General features: G+C 66.2%; 14 protein-coding genes. 4 read left to right on the forward strand and 10 right to left on the reverse strand.

The features are described 5' to 3' along the window. Positions 1-2: 2 nt before the first annotated feature. From AC4OR5_RS24360 to AC4OR5_RS24400, 9 genes are all read right to left on the reverse strand, one after another. Positions 3-1,082: a type II secretion system protein GspK gene (locus AC4OR5_RS24360; RefSeq protein ID WP_058160141.1), complete on the reverse strand. Its 1,080-nt coding sequence runs from the start codon at positions 1,080-1,082 to the stop codon at positions 3-5. Then, positions 1,072-1,662 (reverse strand): PulJ/GspJ family protein, encoded by a 591-nt coding sequence (locus AC4OR5_RS24365; protein WP_004350096.1) that lies wholly within the window; start codon positions 1,660-1,662, stop codon positions 1,072-1,074. Before AC4OR5_RS24365 ends, AC4OR5_RS24360 begins: the two co-directional genes overlap by 11 nt. After that, positions 1,659-2,084: a PulJ/GspJ family protein gene (locus AC4OR5_RS24370; RefSeq protein WP_003110087.1), complete on the reverse strand. Its 426-nt coding sequence runs from the start codon at positions 2,082-2,084 to the stop codon at positions 1,659-1,661. The genes AC4OR5_RS24365 and AC4OR5_RS24370 overlap by 4 nt, the downstream gene beginning before the upstream one ends. Next, positions 2,084-2,494, reverse strand: coding sequence for a type II secretion system protein (locus AC4OR5_RS24375; protein WP_023981094.1), 411 nt, complete (start codon positions 2,492-2,494; stop codon positions 2,084-2,086). Before AC4OR5_RS24375 ends, AC4OR5_RS24370 begins: the two co-directional genes overlap by 1 nt. Further along, positions 2,463-2,897, reverse strand: a complete 435-nt coding sequence (gspG, locus tag AC4OR5_RS24380) for a type II secretion system major pseudopilin GspG (RefSeq protein WP_003090519.1) — start codon at positions 2,895-2,897, stop codon at positions 2,463-2,465. The genes AC4OR5_RS24375 and gspG overlap by 32 nt, the downstream gene beginning before the upstream one ends. 53 nt (positions 2,898-2,950) lie before the next feature. Further along, positions 2,951-4,138: a type II secretion system F family protein gene (locus tag AC4OR5_RS24385; RefSeq protein WP_058155733.1), complete on the reverse strand. Its 1,188-nt coding sequence runs from the start codon at positions 4,136-4,138 to the stop codon at positions 2,951-2,953. 4 nt (positions 4,139-4,142) lie between these two features. Continuing rightward, entirely contained in the window at positions 4,143-5,870 is a 1,728-nt protein-coding gene (locus AC4OR5_RS24390) for a GspE/PulE family protein (RefSeq protein WP_058160142.1), read from the reverse strand. Then, entirely contained in the window at positions 5,860-6,663 is an 804-nt protein-coding gene (locus tag AC4OR5_RS24395; RefSeq protein WP_003097732.1) for an ABC transporter permease, read from the reverse strand. Before AC4OR5_RS24395 ends, AC4OR5_RS24390 begins: the two co-directional genes overlap by 11 nt. Positions 6,664-7,106: 443 nt before the next feature. Beyond that, a complete protein-coding gene (locus AC4OR5_RS24400; RefSeq protein ID WP_023094659.1) occupies positions 7,107-8,069 on the reverse strand; it encodes a GlxA family transcriptional regulator in 963 nt (320 codons plus the stop codon). Positions 8,070-8,246: 177 nt separating this feature from the next. On the opposite strand from AC4OR5_RS24400, the gene AC4OR5_RS24405 reads away from it, so the two are divergent. After that, positions 8,247-9,038, forward strand: a complete 792-nt coding sequence (locus AC4OR5_RS24405) for an alpha/beta fold hydrolase (protein WP_022579960.1) — start codon at positions 8,247-8,249, stop codon at positions 9,036-9,038. A 23-nt stretch (positions 9,039-9,061) separates the two neighbouring features. Here the strand turns inward: AC4OR5_RS24405 and AC4OR5_RS24410 are convergent, their stop codons facing one another. Beyond that, on the reverse strand, positions 9,062-9,814 hold the full coding sequence (locus AC4OR5_RS24410; RefSeq protein ID WP_033942299.1) for a class I SAM-dependent methyltransferase: 753 nt from the start codon (positions 9,812-9,814) through the stop codon (positions 9,062-9,064). Between the two features lie 225 nt (positions 9,815-10,039). Here AC4OR5_RS24410 and AC4OR5_RS24415 point away from each other — a divergent pair, with 225 nt between their 5' ends. The 3 genes from AC4OR5_RS24415 (at position 10,040) to AC4OR5_RS24425 (ending at position 13,390) form a co-directional block, all read left to right on the forward strand. Next, positions 10,040-11,014 carry a quinone oxidoreductase family protein gene (locus AC4OR5_RS24415; RefSeq protein ID WP_003110096.1) on the forward strand — a complete coding sequence of 325 codons (975 nt, stop codon included), beginning with the start codon at positions 10,040-10,042 and terminating at the stop codon, positions 11,012-11,014. 22 nt (positions 11,015-11,036) lie between these two features. Then, positions 11,037-11,966, forward strand: a complete 930-nt coding sequence (locus AC4OR5_RS24420) for a LysR family transcriptional regulator (protein WP_019485838.1) — start codon at positions 11,037-11,039, stop codon at positions 11,964-11,966. A 182-nt stretch (positions 11,967-12,148) separates the two neighbouring features. After that, the gene (locus AC4OR5_RS24425; protein ID WP_003113399.1) at positions 12,149-13,390 is read left to right on the forward strand and encodes a dienelactone hydrolase family protein; all 1,242 of its coding nucleotides are present in this window, start codon (positions 12,149-12,151) and stop codon (positions 13,388-13,390) included. The last annotated feature ends 3 nt before the right edge of the window (positions 13,391-13,393 follow it).

A 13,393-nucleotide genomic window follows, 5' to 3' on the forward strand; every position in this document is an offset into this window, starting at 1 on the left:
CCTTACCACGGCCTTGCCACAAGCGGGGCGGCAAGAACCCCGGGGGCGATATCGGGATGCAGCGGAGGATTCGAGTAGCGATCATTTATCTTCACGGACCTCTTCGAGAGAAGCTGCCAGGGTGGCAGCAGGCGGTGCTCTGAGTTGAAGCGGACCTCGTATTCCGTCCCCTGCTCGGCTCCTGGCGGGTAGAGCCGAATCGACAGGACCGGACTGGCCAGGCGCGCCCAGCCATCCTCGGGAACCAGCCTCGCATGACCCCCGAGGACGTCATGCAGGTCCGACATCCGGGTGAACGGACGCTGCCAGCGGGCTTGCAGCAGTCGGCCGACAGCGTCCTCCGGTAGTCCCCAGGCAAGAGACAGGATTCGGGCATCCGCGGTGTTGATGTTCAGCGCCGCCTCGTCCGCCGCGACCAGATCGCACCAACCGGCGTCGAGCAAATGCGCTTCCCAGGGGCGCCAGGCCTCCAGCCGGAAGACTTCCATCACCGAACGCAACGGACGGCGCCGAGCCTGGCCCGGAGAGGACCTGTCGCTGGCTTGCGCGGCGCTACCCAGTCGTGGAGCGGCGCCGGGATAGAGATAGCTGAACCATTGGGCGACCATGACCTGCACCTGCTCGGCGGGAACCCCCAACCCCATCAGCAGCCTGGCCAGTACCCGCGGATCGATGTCGGAAAGACTGAGGCGCGCGGAGCGATCGAGCAGCGCAATGCACCAGCCATTGGCCATGCAGAACTCCCGGCCATCCAGAGGCAGCTCCCCGCCAATGGGCAGGATCGAAGTGTCCATGTCCATCTTGCTCGGCGCGGCGCCAGCATTTCCCGGTACGCTCAGGCCCGCGACGGTATAGCGCTGGGTAGCCACCAGCCATTGGACCCGCGCCAGCAAGGCATGCTCCTCCAGCTCACGAAGCAGCGCCTTGCGCCGGTTTTCCGTGGCATCCAGCGAGCGCCCGACCCAGAGTACAGCGGCACTGGCCAGCAGGGTCATGATGGCCAGGAACCAGACCACTCCGACCAGAACGAAGCCAGACGAGCGGGCAGACGCCGCATGTCGGCATGCGCCATCAGAAATCATGTTCGGCGGGCCTCGCTCTGGGCAGCGCGACCGCGACAAGGACAAACAGGCGCTCCTCGGGAGCCGTCAGTGCCATCGCCTCGGGAAGGGTATCGGCCAGTTGCGCGCTCGGCGGCCAGTCCCGGAGCCACTGGCCGTGACCGTCCAGATAGCGGAAGCGAGCTTCGCCGCGCAGATGCAGGAGGGGCCAGCGACTGTCCTCCAGCCTTCGCACATAGATCAACTCGGTCCGGTCCTCTCCTGCCCGCCGCTCGAGCCGGAAGGCCAAGGGCGTCGGGATGCCCGCACGGCGATCCAGGGCCGCGGCAGACATGGCCTCGAAACTGAGTTCGTCCCCTCGCAAACGCCAGCGGACCTCGCCAGCCTCGGGAGCGACCAGGTTCTCCACCGCATCACGGAACCAATCGAAGGTCAGCGCCCGGACCTGTCCGCGCCCCAGGTTCTGGTGCAAGGACTGGTTGGCCTTGCTGGCATAGCTCAACCCTTGCATGAGCAACGTGCCGATGAAGGAAACGACCAGCAGCACCACGATCATCTCGAGCAGGGTGAATGCACCCTGTTTTCGTCGCGAGCGGATCATGGTCCATCACCCAGTCGCGCTGGGATGACCACGTAACCGGGAAGCTCCAGTTGCAGCGTCTGCGGCGTTCCATCGCCGGCCCGGATGCTGGCGACGACCCTGAACAAGGTCACGTCGTAGATGCCCGGACTGCCGCTATGGCGGCCCACCGCCGCTTTCGATGCGGACAGTGGCGAACTTCGCCACTCCAGCCGGTAATGCCCCAGCCGGACCCTGCCTGCGGGTTCGAGCGCAGGGTTCATGCGCTCCAGATAGGCCATCGCCACCCGGGCCGTCTCAATGCGCAGCTCGGCCGCCTCGACCCGCTGCATGCTCCGAAAGGCACTGTTGAGCCAGGCGAAAAGCGCACCGCCGACCACTGCCAGGAGCGTCAGCGCAACCACCGCCTCCAGGAGCGTGAAGCCTTCCTGCCGCGCCGGCATCAGCGGATCGTCCCGGGCGCGCAGAGGGGTGGCTGAAGCAGCAGCGTATGTGTCGCGCGCCCATGATGGACCTGCAACTTTCCGCCCAGGCAAACTCCGTTTGCCATGTAACGTATCGGCGGCCGAGCAGTAACCGTCCAGCCATCGGGCAGTCGCAGCAACTGCTCGGGAACCGCCCCGCTCTCATCAATGAGCAGCTCCCGCCCGTCGCTGCGCACGCGATAGCCCAGGGTCTGCAATTGATTGAACAGATCGTCCAGCGCGGTCCTGCGCGCCCAGGTCTCCTGCATCCTCACCAGGCCGGGCAACGCCACCGCAGCAATGGCCCCGACGAACACCAGCACTATCAGCAGTTCGAGCAAGGTGAACGCGGCCTGGTCAACGTTTGGGCGCGTAACCGACATCGGCATCCAGGCCTTTCCCACCGGGCTGCCCATCCGCGCCCTGGCTGTAGAGAGTGAAGGGTTGTTCGGCACTCGGCCTGTCGCTGTACAGGTAAGGCCGGTTCCAGGGGTCCAGCGGTACGCCGCCCTCGAGGTAGGGCCCGTGCCAGAAGGCCCCGAGACGTTCATCGGAAGGCGGCGTGTTGAGTAGCGCCAGGCCTTCTTCTTCGGTCGGCAGCCGGCCGATGTCCAGGCGCATGGTGAGCAACGCGCCCTTGAGCATCTTCACCTGGGTATCCGCCGTCTGCGCCTTCGCCTTGTCGGCCTGACTGAACAGTCGCGGCCCGACGAGCCCCATCAGCATGCCGATAATCACCAACACCACAATCATCTCGAGCAGGGTGAAGCCCTGTTGTGCAGCTCTGTTCATACGGTTTCCACTTCACGTCTCATCCAACCAGCCGCGGCATCGATACCCGGCATTCAAAGCACCATGTCGTTGGCGCTGGTAATCGCCAGTACCACGCCGGTAATGATCAGGCCGAACACAGAGCCGATCAGCAGGATCGCCAGAGGCTCGATCAGCACCAGGGCCTTTTTCATTCGCGCCTGCCCGGCCTCTCCATAGAGCGTCGCCAGGCTCTGCAGCATCTCCGCGAGCTGCCCGGAGGCCTCTCCAACCCGCACCAGGCTCGAACCGATGGACGTGACCGCCTGGCGCTCCTCCAACGCTGCCGACAAGGCGATGCCGGCCCGCACATCCTGGGTGACTCGCTCCAGGGTCCGGCGCTGCCGGGCAATGCGGACGCCATCGGCGGAAAGCGCCAGGGCCTCCACCAGCGGCACACGATTTCCCAGCAGGGTTCCAAGCACCTTCGACCATTGCGCTATTTCCGCCTGCATCAACCATTCCCCGACTACGGGCAGGCGCACCAACTGGTCGAGCGCATGGGCGCGGAGCGCCGGATTGCGCAGCGCCACGGCAATGCCGCCAGCAAGCAGCAGGACGGCGAACGCCAGCAAGCCGGAACTCTCGTTGCTCCATACCCCGATGCTCAGCACTGCCCAGGCAAGCCACGGAAGCTGGGCGGTCTCGTTCAGGAGATTGGCGAATTTCGGAACGACGAAGACGAACAGGGTCGCCACGGCGAGCACCCCGCTGAGCACCAGAATCGCAGGGTAGATCAGCGCCCCTTGCAACTCGGCGCGGGTTCGCCGTTCGTATTCCATCTGTGTGGCACAGTCCCTCAGGGCTCCTGCGAGGTTTCCGGTCATCTCGCCGGCCGCCACCAGTTGATATACATAGCGCGGCAAGTCGAGGCCGGCGCTCTCCAGCACCACGGGAAAGGATTGCCCCTGGCGCAGGCCATTGGCCATCGCCTGCAGGGCGGTAATCAACTTCGGGTGGCGCGCACCTCGCTCCTGAGCCTCCACCGCGTCGGCCATGCTCACTCCCGCCGCGAGCATGGTGGCCAGCTCATGGATGGCCATGTTCAATTCCTCGGCCTTGAGCCGACGTCGCGAGCCCAGGTTGCGGCGTTTCACCTCCAGGCTGAGCGGGGTGAGCCCCTGGCGCTGCAACTGCCGCAGCGCATCCTGGCGCGTGGGGAGGCAGAGTTCGCCACGAACGCGCCTGCCCTTGCGATCGACGGCTTGGTAGATGAAATTCATGGGCTTAGCCGCTGGTCACGCGATGCACCTCGTCAAGACTGGTCATACCCAACCAGGCCTTGATTAAGCCATCTTCACGCAGATTGCGCTGTCCCTGGCTGGCGGCAAGCCGATGCATCTGTTCGAGGGAAGCTCTCTGCACGATCAGGTCGCGCATCTCGGAAGACAGATCGACGAGTTCGTAGATGCCCACACGGCCGCTGTAGCCGGTACCTTCGCAGCGGCCGCAGCCTCGCGCCACGCGCCATTGCGCTGCCTGCCCCGGGAACAGCCGCGCGGTGGCCGCCTCGGTCGCTGCCAGATCGGCCGCAGCAAGGGTTGGCTCGCAATGTTCCGCGCAGTGGGCGCACAACCTGCGCACCAGTCGCTGGGCCTGGACACCGCGCACCGGCGAAGCCACCAGGAAGGGTTCCACGCCCATGTCGATCAAGCGCGTGAAGGCGCTCACCGCATCGTTGGTATGCAGGGTCGAAAGCACCAGGTGACCGGTGAGCGAGGACTGTACGGCGATCTCCGCCGTCTCCAGGTCGCGTATCTCCCCGATCATGATCACATCGGGATCCTGCCGCAGGATCGAGCGCAAGGCGGCAGCGAAGGTCAGGCCGATGTCGGCATGGACCTGGACCTGGGTGATATTGGGCACCTGGTATTCCACGGGATCTTCCACGCTGATGAGCTTGCGCACGCCATCATTGATTTCCTCCAGCGCGCCATAGAGCGTGGTGGACTTGCCCGATCCGGTGGGGCCGGTCACCAGGATGATGCCGTGGGGTTCCGCTACCCATGCACGCATCCTCCGCAAGTGGTCCGGGAGCATCCCGAGCCGGTCCAGGCGCAACCCCTCGCGCTCCTTCGGCAACAGGCGCATGACCACCGATTCGCCATGCACCCCTGGCAAGGTGGAGACCCGCACGTCGAGCTCCGTACCGCTGACCCGGATGCTCATGCGTCCATCCTGCGGCAACCGTCGCTCCGCGATGTCGATGGCGGAGATCAGCTTGATCCGCGAGACGACCGCCGCGAATCGCTCGCGGGGAAGGCTCAGTTGGTCGTGCAGGACGCCGTCGACGCGGAAGCGGATACGGAAGTCGAACTCCCGGGGTTCGATGTGAATATCCGAAGAGCGCTTTTCCATGGCCTGGCTCATCACGTTGTTGACGAGTTCGACTACCGGCGCCTCCTCCGCCAGCTCCCGCAGGTAGCGGATGTCTTCGCTGCCGTAGGCGTGCCGATCCGCACCTTGCCGAGCCAGGTCCAGGGAATGCTCCAACCAGCCGTCCAGATCCTGGGAGCGGCACAGCACCGCTTGAATCGAGCGCTCCGGATAGAAATAGCCCAGGGTTTCGCGTATCGAAGGAGATAATGGGTCACGCGCCGCGAACAGCAGTTGCTCGCCCTCCTCCCAGACCACCAGCTGTTCTTCGACGAACCAGTCGGTATTGATCGGGGTACTGAGCAGGAATGCGGCGATGGACTCTTCGCTCGGCTTCCGCAGGTCGGCCCCCACCATCGGCAACCGCAGTTGCTCCGCCAGCACCTGCATGAGGGTATTTTCCGAGATGGCTCCGGAACGCACGAGAATGCCTCCCAGACGGCCGCCAAGCCGGCGTTGCAGGTCGAGCGCCCGCTCGAGTTCCTGGCCGCTCACCAACCCGCGTTCGAGCAAACGCTGCCCCAGCGGTATCCACTCGGCCGTCACCTGCGGGCCCGGGGAAACGGCCTCAGAGGACATCTGCAAAACCTTCCTGTACCCGACGGAACCAGAGGAAGCCCGATGAACAGACCAGCAGCGACGCAACGCAATAAACGCTGAAGACCCCAAGGGTCGGATAGGGAGCATCGAAAAGGATCGCCCTGACCATTTCCACCGGGATCGTCAGCGGATTGAGGTACAGGTAGGGCTGCATTACCGGTGGCAAGGATGACAGCGGATAGAACACCGGGCTGATGAATAGCAGAAGCACCAGGAGAAACTGGACGAACTGCCCTATGTCGCGAACATAGACCCCGAGCCCCGCGAGGAACCACGCCAGCCCCGTCACGCAGAGCAGGAAGGGGAGCAGGGCAAGCGGTAGCAGAACCAGTTGCCAGCCCGGCTCGACGCCGCTGAAGAGAAGAAAGATACAGAGCACCAGATAGCCGAGCATGGCGTTGAAGAAAGCGGCCAGCAGCGGTGTGAGGGGAAGTATCTCCAGGGGAAAAACCAGCTTCTTCACGTAGTTGGCGTTGGCCTGGATGATAGTCGGGGCCCTGGACAGGCTTTCAGCGAGAATCCCGTTCAGCAGGAGTCCGGAAAACAGGGTCAAGGCGAAGGAGAGCGTGCTCTGGCTTCCGCCCCAGCGCGACTTCAGCACGAAGCCGAAGACAAACGTATAGATCAGCAAGAGCAGGAACGGCGAGACGATGATCCAGATGCGGCCCAACATGGCGTCGCGATAACGCAGTTCGACCTCGCGCCGGGTCATGACCAGCAGGAGCCTGATGCGACTGGCGAGACTGGCCGGTACCAAGAGGGAACCACTCACAGAAAAACTCTCCACGGCGAAGAAGAACAGAACCCGCTAACCATGAAGGATCGAAGCGAGCGGGGCCATCAGCCCCCACTACTTCTGGCGTAAGGTTTTTCTGATTCGATAAGAGCCTTCAACAGGCTGAAACACCTTGGCACTCCCGCCAGATTGAACGCCCCTCATCTGCGTACCCGCAGGAGAACGCCCGGACGATCCGGGCAAGGGGCAACGACTCTCACCGAGAAGAGCCGATCATCCTGGGAAGTGCACCCTCGATATCCAGCAACCGGCGCAATGAAACCGGGCGAAGACAAGACCCATCTTCGATGCAGTGCGTTTTCCACACGACGCGCGAAACCTGCAACGAAAGTGGATGCATCGCAAGTCGCCTGCCCGCCGAACCGAGATAGCGAACCTGCCATGCGTCTGCTCGGTGGCCGTATCCCGCTATATCGACCTCAACGCTCCGGCCCGCGCACCCGGCCCCGCCAATGCGACGGGGTGTCGCCCGCCTCTTTGCGAAACAGCCTGACGAAGAAGCTGACATTCTCGTAGCCCACCTCGTAGGCAATCTCGCGAATCGACAGCGGGGTGGCCAGCAGCAACTTCTTCGCCCGGTCGACCCGGACCTGTTGCAGGTAACGGATCGGCGAAAGCCCGGTGGCAGCACCGAAGCGACGTTTCAGGGTACGCAACGCAAGGCCGGCCTGGGCGGCCATACGTTCCAAGCCGAGGGGCTCGGCGTGGTTGGCCTCGATCCAGTCCTGCAACGCAAGGATGCTCTCATCGCGATGGTTGCGGCGACCCGGCAGGATCGGACTCAGGCGTTGCGCATCGGCGACCAGCAGGTGGGTGGCGCAGAGCTGCGAGAAGCGGTCGCCTCGCTCCCGGGCGATGATTTCCAGCAAGGCATCGAAGCAGCCGCCCAGGGAGCCGGTGGTATAGAGTCCGTCAGCCTGCAGGTACGAACGCTGGCCGATGAAGCGGCATTGCGGATAGCGCCTGGCCAACTGCCGAACGTAGGCCCAGTGGCTGGCCAGCAGGAGACCGTCGGCGCGCCGGCTGGCGGCCAGCCAGGCGGCCCCGGTGGTGAGGGCGAGGACCCGGGCACCGGCGTCGATCCGCTGCGCGATCCAGGCCAGGCTCGCCGCATCCGGTACGAAGCCGGCCAGCCGCGCTCCCTCGATGGCGGGAATCACCAGCAGGTCGCAGTCCGCGTCGATCTCCAGGATCGCGTCCGCTCGCAGCGAATGGCCGCTGGCGACCGTCACCTCGCGGGCCGATGCAAGGATGCGCACTCGAAAGGATGGCTCCAGGCCGATATGCGCCTCCAACAGAGAGACGATGCGGAAAAAGTCCGCCACGGCGAACACCCCCATCCCCCAGCAACCATCGTAGGCTAGCACCGCAACTTCTTTCACCGCCCCTCCTGGCCCGATCGGACTATCGAAGAGCCCTTTCGAGGATCGTTTCCTGCGAAGAGCCTACATAGTATCGACAAGCCTCCCGTCACCCTAGCGACGGATAAGGCCGGCCCATGCCGACCAATCGGCCTATTGCGCCAGTCAACCACCCGAGACTCGAGAAGGAAGCCGTCCATGTCCCCCATAGAAAGCCGCGAATACCGGATCGACACGCCCCGCGGGCAGCTCTTCGCCAAACGCTGGACGCCCGCCGCAGCCGGCTCCGCGCTGCCGATCGTGCTGCTGCACGAGTCGCTGGGCTGCGTGGCGTTGTGGCGGGACTTCCCGGAACGGCTGGCAGCCGCCAGCAGACGTCCGGTGGTCGCCTATGACCGGCTTGGCTTCGGCCTCTCGCCTGCCCACCCCGATGCCCTGCCCCTGGACTTCATCGAAGACGAAGCGCGCCGGGACTTTCCCGTCGTCCTGCGACAACTAGGGATCGAACGCTTCATCGCCTTCGGCCACAGCGTTGGCGGCTCGATGGCGGTGGCCTGTGCGGCGGCGTGGCCGCAGGCCTGTCAAGCGCTGGTGGTCGAAGCGGCGCTGACCTTCGTCGAGCCCCTCACCCTAGACGGCATCCGCGCCGCCGACCGCGTCTTCGCCCGCGACGGACAGTTGCAACGCCTGGAACGCTACCACGGCGAAAAGGCACGCTGGGTATTACGCAGCTGGGTGGACACCTGGCTTTCCGAAGACTTCGCCGACTGGAACCTGGACGCCGACCTGGCGCGGGTGCGCTGCCCGATCCTGAGCCTGCATGGCGAACTCGACGAGTATGGCTCGCAACGACATCCGCAACGCCTCGCCCGCCTTGCCGGCGGTCCGGCAACGTTGCGACCGCTACCGGGTTGCGGCCACGTTCCCCATCGCCAGCAGCCAGAAGCGGTGCTGGACGCGGTGGTCACGTTCCTCCGCGGTCATGACTGAAGACTCGAAGCGCTTTCGATAGCTCAGCGGATCACCCCGGCGCGCACTGTCAGCGGCCAACTGACCCGATAGCGCGTCTGCGGGTCGCCCCAGGCTTCGCGCAGCTCATCGACGAACGCGGCGCCCGGATCCTGGCCAAGGGCCTTGCCGGCTTCCTTCACCGCCGACCAGGTACCGACATAGCCCAGCAGTTCGTCCAGGGTCCAGGCCACCTCGATGGCCAGGTCCGGCAGGCGACGCTCCTCGAAGGGGAACGGCAGATTGCGGTAGCCCTCCTCCACGTGGCGCCGCTCGGCAGGCCAGTAGGGGCCGACGACCTGGTGGTAGAAGTGCTGGACCAGCGGTTCCATGGGGCCGTCGACATGCAATACGCCATAGGTAACCAGAGCCAGGATGGCGTCCGCACGGGCCACACGCCGGACTTCCTCGTAGAAGCGCGGCAGGTCCAGCCAGTGGGCGGCCTGGGCGACCGTCACCAGGTCGGCGCTGGCCGCCGGCAGCCCGCTGTCCTCGGCCAGGGCCACGCGATACTCGACCCGCTCGCGAGCCTGCGCCTTGTCGATCTGCGCGGCGCTGGCGTCGGTACCGACCACCCGTTCGAAACGCTCGGCCAACAGCACCGTGAGCTGTCCGGTGCCGCAGCCGCAGTCCAGGGCCAGGCGGGTGCCGGGGCAGAGCGCGGCCAGCTCGTCGACCAGCCGCGCCGGGTAGGTCGGACGATGTGCGGCGTAGTTCGCCGAACCGGTGGAGAAATGATCCTTGAAAGGTGCCGTCATGGGACTCTCCCGAAATGATCCCGGCGACCACAGGGACCATGGCCGTCCAGGCTGCCGCCTTACACTAGGCGAATCCCGTCGATACGGAAACACGACTTTCGGTCACCTTGGAGCACCGTCTCACTACTGCATGTGGTGCAGCAATCAACTGCAAAGAACCTACCTGGTCATCCCCGGATGCTTCATTAGACTGCCGGAACGACGAACGCAGCCAAGGAGACCGCCATGCCCAGTCGCATCACCCTCAACGCAAACGGAGGCCCCGAGGTCCTGCGCCTGGAGCAAGTCCAGGCGCAGCAACCGGGCCCCGGCGAGGTCTGGCTGGAGCAGGCCGCCATCGGCGTCAATCCGCTGGACCTCGGCCAGCGCTCGGGAGCGGTACCGATTCCGCTGCCGTCCGGCCTCGGCCTGGAAGGCGCCGGAGTGGTCGCCGCGCTGGGTCCGGGAGTCTCCGGACTGGCGCCGGGCGACCGCGTCGCCTATGCCACCGGCCCGCTGGGCGCCTATGCCAGCGCCCGGCTCTACCCCGCCGAGCGCTTGCTGAAGCTGCCCGACACACTCGCTTTCGAGGACGCGGCGGCTCTGCTGTTCAAGGGGATCACCGCGCACTACCTGCTGCATGCCACCTACCCCGTCGGGCCCGGCACACGCATCCTGCTGTACGGCGCGGCGGGCGCCGTCGGCCAGTTGATGGCGGCCTGGGCCCGGCACCTGGGCGCCTGGGTGATCGGCGTGGTGTCGAAGGCGGAAAGCGTCGAGCGGGCCAGGGCTGCCGGCTGCGACGAGGTGCTGGTGTTCGACGCGGCCAGTCTCGCCGCCCAGGTCGCCGAGCTGACCGCCGGGCGCAAGGTCGATGTGGTCTACGACCCCATCGGTCGCGCTACCTTCGAGGCGTCCCTGGACAGCTTGCGTCCGCGCGGCCTGCTGGTGTCCTTCGGCGCTACCTCCGGCGTGCCGCCAGCCGTCGAAGTCGCCACCCTCAACGCCAAGGGTTCGCTGTTCCTCACCCGTCCCTCGCTCGCCGCCCACACCGCCAACCCGGAGGAATACCGGCTACGCGCGCAGGCTGTGCTGCGCGCCCATGCAGACGGTGTCATCCAGCCCCGGGTCTGGCGGCGCTACCCGCTGGCCGAGGCGGCCGTGGCGCATACCGATCTGCTGGAGGGACGCTCGCAAGGCGCGCTGGTACTCTTGCCCTGACCCACCCGCAAGAGGCGCATGCATGCAACCGTTCGACAGCCGGCAGGCCGATGAAGTCGCCACGCTCCTGGCCCTGGCCGAGCACGGTTCGTTCGCCGCCGCCGGCCGCGCCCTGCAACGACATCCCTCGGTGCTCTCGAAGCGGCTCGGCGCACTGGAGCGTCGCCTCGGCATCCGCCTGGTCGAACGCACCACCCGGCAACTGCGCTTCACCGATGAAGGCGAGCGCCTGGCGAGCCGCTTCCGCCAGGCCGTCGACCTGCTCGACGAGGCCGAGCACGAAGCCAGCCTGGGCGCCGCGCAACTGCGCGGACGCCTGCGCGTCGCCCTGCCGTCGGCGATGGGCCGGCTCTGGCTCGGTCCGCTGCTGGCGGAGTTCGCCCTGGCGCATCCGCAGGTGGTGCTGGAAACCGACTATTCGGAGCGCTTCGTCGACATCATCGCGGAAGGCTTCGACCTCGCGATCCGGGTCGGCGAACTGGCCGACAGCCGCCTGGTGGCCAGGCGGCTGTGCGCCCATCGGCGCATCCTCGGCGCCGCTCCAGACTACCTGGAGCGGCATGGGGTACCGCGTATCCCGGCCGACCTGGCGGCACACAACTGCCTCGGCTTCAGCGGACTGCACTCGTACCCGGAATGGAAGCTGACCCGCCAGGACGAACAGCAGCCCGTGCGGGTACGCGGCTCGATGGTCAGCAACGACAACGAGGCCCTGCTCTGCGCCGCACGCCAGGGCCTGGGCATCTTCGCCGCCGGCGAGTGGCTGATGAGCCGCGACCTCGAAGCCGGCAGGCTGGTACGGGTGCTGCCGGAGTGGCAACTGGATGCCGACGCCGGCGTCTACCTGGTGCGCCCCTCGGCGCGCTACGCCACGGCGGCGGCCAGCGCGTTCCGCCAATGGGTGGAAGCGCGGTTCGCCGCGGGCCCGCCCTGGCAGCGCCAGCGGGACTGAGCGGTATCCGCGAGCGGCTCGCCGAGGATCGCGCCGCCTCCCGCCCCTCGCTCCCGGACAATCCGGATACCCTCCCGCCAGCATGCGGATAGCCAATGACCCGCCGGCCGGTTCCTACTAGGCTGGTTCGCTTCGCTTTCCCGTTTTCCCACTCCAACAACAACCCGATGAGGAATCCAGGCATGGGACAGTACGTCAGCATCGCCGCGTCCGACGGCAGCGGCCGGTTCGACGCGTATCTCGCGCTCCCCGCCAGCGGCAAGGGGCCGGGCGTGGTGATCGGTCAGGAAATCTTCGGCGTCAACGCGAACATGCGCGCGGTGGCCGACCTGTACGCCGAAGAGGGCTACGTGGCCCTGGTCCCCGACCTGTTCTGGCGGCTCCAGCCGGGGGTCGACCTGGGCTACGACGAAGCGGCCTTCGCCAAGGCCATCGAGCTGTTCCAGCGCATCGACCTGGACGCCGCGGTGGACGACATCGCCGCCTGTATCGAGCACCTGCGCCAACGCGAGGAGGTGGTCCACGCCGGGATCGGCTTCGTCGGCTTCTGCATGGGCGGCAAGCTGGCCTACCTCGCCGCGACGCGCACCGACGTCTCCTGCTCGGTGGGCTACTATGGCATGGGCATCGAGGCGCTGCTCGACGAGGCGAAACAGATCAAGGGCCGGCTGGTGCTGCATTTCGCCGAACAGGACGCCTACTGCCCGCAGCAGGCCCGCGACGCGATCCTGCCCTGCCTGCGCAACCTGCCCAAGACCGAGTTGTACCTCTACCCCGGCGTCGATCACGCCTTCGCCCGCGTCGGCGGCATGCACTTCGACAAACCGGCCTACCTGATGGCCCACGAACGCAGCATCGCCGCCCTGAAGCGGGAGATCGGGCCGAACTTCGACCTCTCCGCGCTGTGGGACGAGCATGTGCGCCACGAGTTCGATACCCGCGACGTCGCCGCGACCATGGCGACCATGGTCGCCGAGCCCTACGTCAACCATGTCCCGACCCTCACCGGCGGCGTCGGCCAGCGCGAACTGAGCCGCTTCTACCGCCATCACTTCATCCACGGCAACCCGCCGGACATGACCCTCACGCCGATTTCGCGGACGGTGGGGGCGCTGCAGGTGGTCGACGAGTTCGTCATGCGCTTCACCCACAGCTGCGAGATCGACTGGCTGCTGCCCGGCGTCCCACCCACCGGGCGCTTCGTGGAAATCCCCATGCTCGGCGTGGTGCGCTTTCGCGGCGACCGCCTGTACCACGAGCACATCTATTGGGACCAGGCCGGCGTGCTGGTGCAGATCGGCCTGCTCGACCCGCAGGGCCTGCCGGTCGCGGGGGTGGAAAGCGCGCGCAAGCTGCTCGACGAAAGCCTGCCGTCGAACCGCCTGATGGCGCGCTGGGCAGCCAGCGAAGGACTCGGCCTCTAGCGG

The sequence above is a fragment of the Pseudomonas sp. YA1 genome (assembly GCF_058680555.1).

Excerpts from the sequence above, each read along its gene's own strand:
- AC4OR5_RS24360 (WP_058160141.1), bottom strand. The coding sequence starts at position 1,082 with ATGATTTCTGATGGCGCATGCCGACATGCGGCGTCTGCCCGCTCGTCT.
- AC4OR5_RS24365 (WP_004350096.1), bottom strand. The coding sequence starts at position 1,662 with ATGATCCGCTCGCGACGAAAACAGGGTGCATTCACCCTGCTCGAGATG.
- AC4OR5_RS24370 (WP_003110087.1), bottom strand. The coding sequence starts at position 2,084 with ATGCCGGCGCGGCAGGAAGGCTTCACGCTCCTGGAGGCGGTGGTTGCG.
- AC4OR5_RS24375 (WP_023981094.1), bottom strand. The coding sequence starts at position 2,494 with ATGCCGATGTCGGTTACGCGCCCAAACGTTGACCAGGCCGCGTTCACC.
- gspG (WP_003090519.1), bottom strand. The coding sequence starts at position 2,897 with ATGAACAGAGCTGCACAACAGGGCTTCACCCTGCTCGAGATGATTGTG.
- AC4OR5_RS24385 (WP_058155733.1), bottom strand. The coding sequence starts at position 4,138 with ATGAATTTCATCTACCAAGCCGTCGATCGCAAGGGCAGGCGCGTTCGT.
- AC4OR5_RS24390 (WP_058160142.1), bottom strand. The coding sequence starts at position 5,870 with ATGTCCTCTGAGGCCGTTTCCCCGGGCCCGCAGGTGACGGCCGAGTGG.
- AC4OR5_RS24405 (WP_022579960.1), top strand. The coding sequence starts at position 8,247 with ATGTCCCCCATAGAAAGCCGCGAATACCGGATCGACACGCCCCGCGGG.
- AC4OR5_RS24410 (WP_033942299.1), bottom strand. The coding sequence starts at position 9,814 with ATGACGGCACCTTTCAAGGATCATTTCTCCACCGGTTCGGCGAACTAC.
- AC4OR5_RS24415 (WP_003110096.1), top strand. The coding sequence starts at position 10,040 with ATGCCCAGTCGCATCACCCTCAACGCAAACGGAGGCCCCGAGGTCCTG.
- AC4OR5_RS24420 (WP_019485838.1), top strand. The coding sequence starts at position 11,037 with ATGCAACCGTTCGACAGCCGGCAGGCCGATGAAGTCGCCACGCTCCTG.
- AC4OR5_RS24425 (WP_003113399.1), top strand. The coding sequence starts at position 12,149 with ATGGGACAGTACGTCAGCATCGCCGCGTCCGACGGCAGCGGCCGGTTC.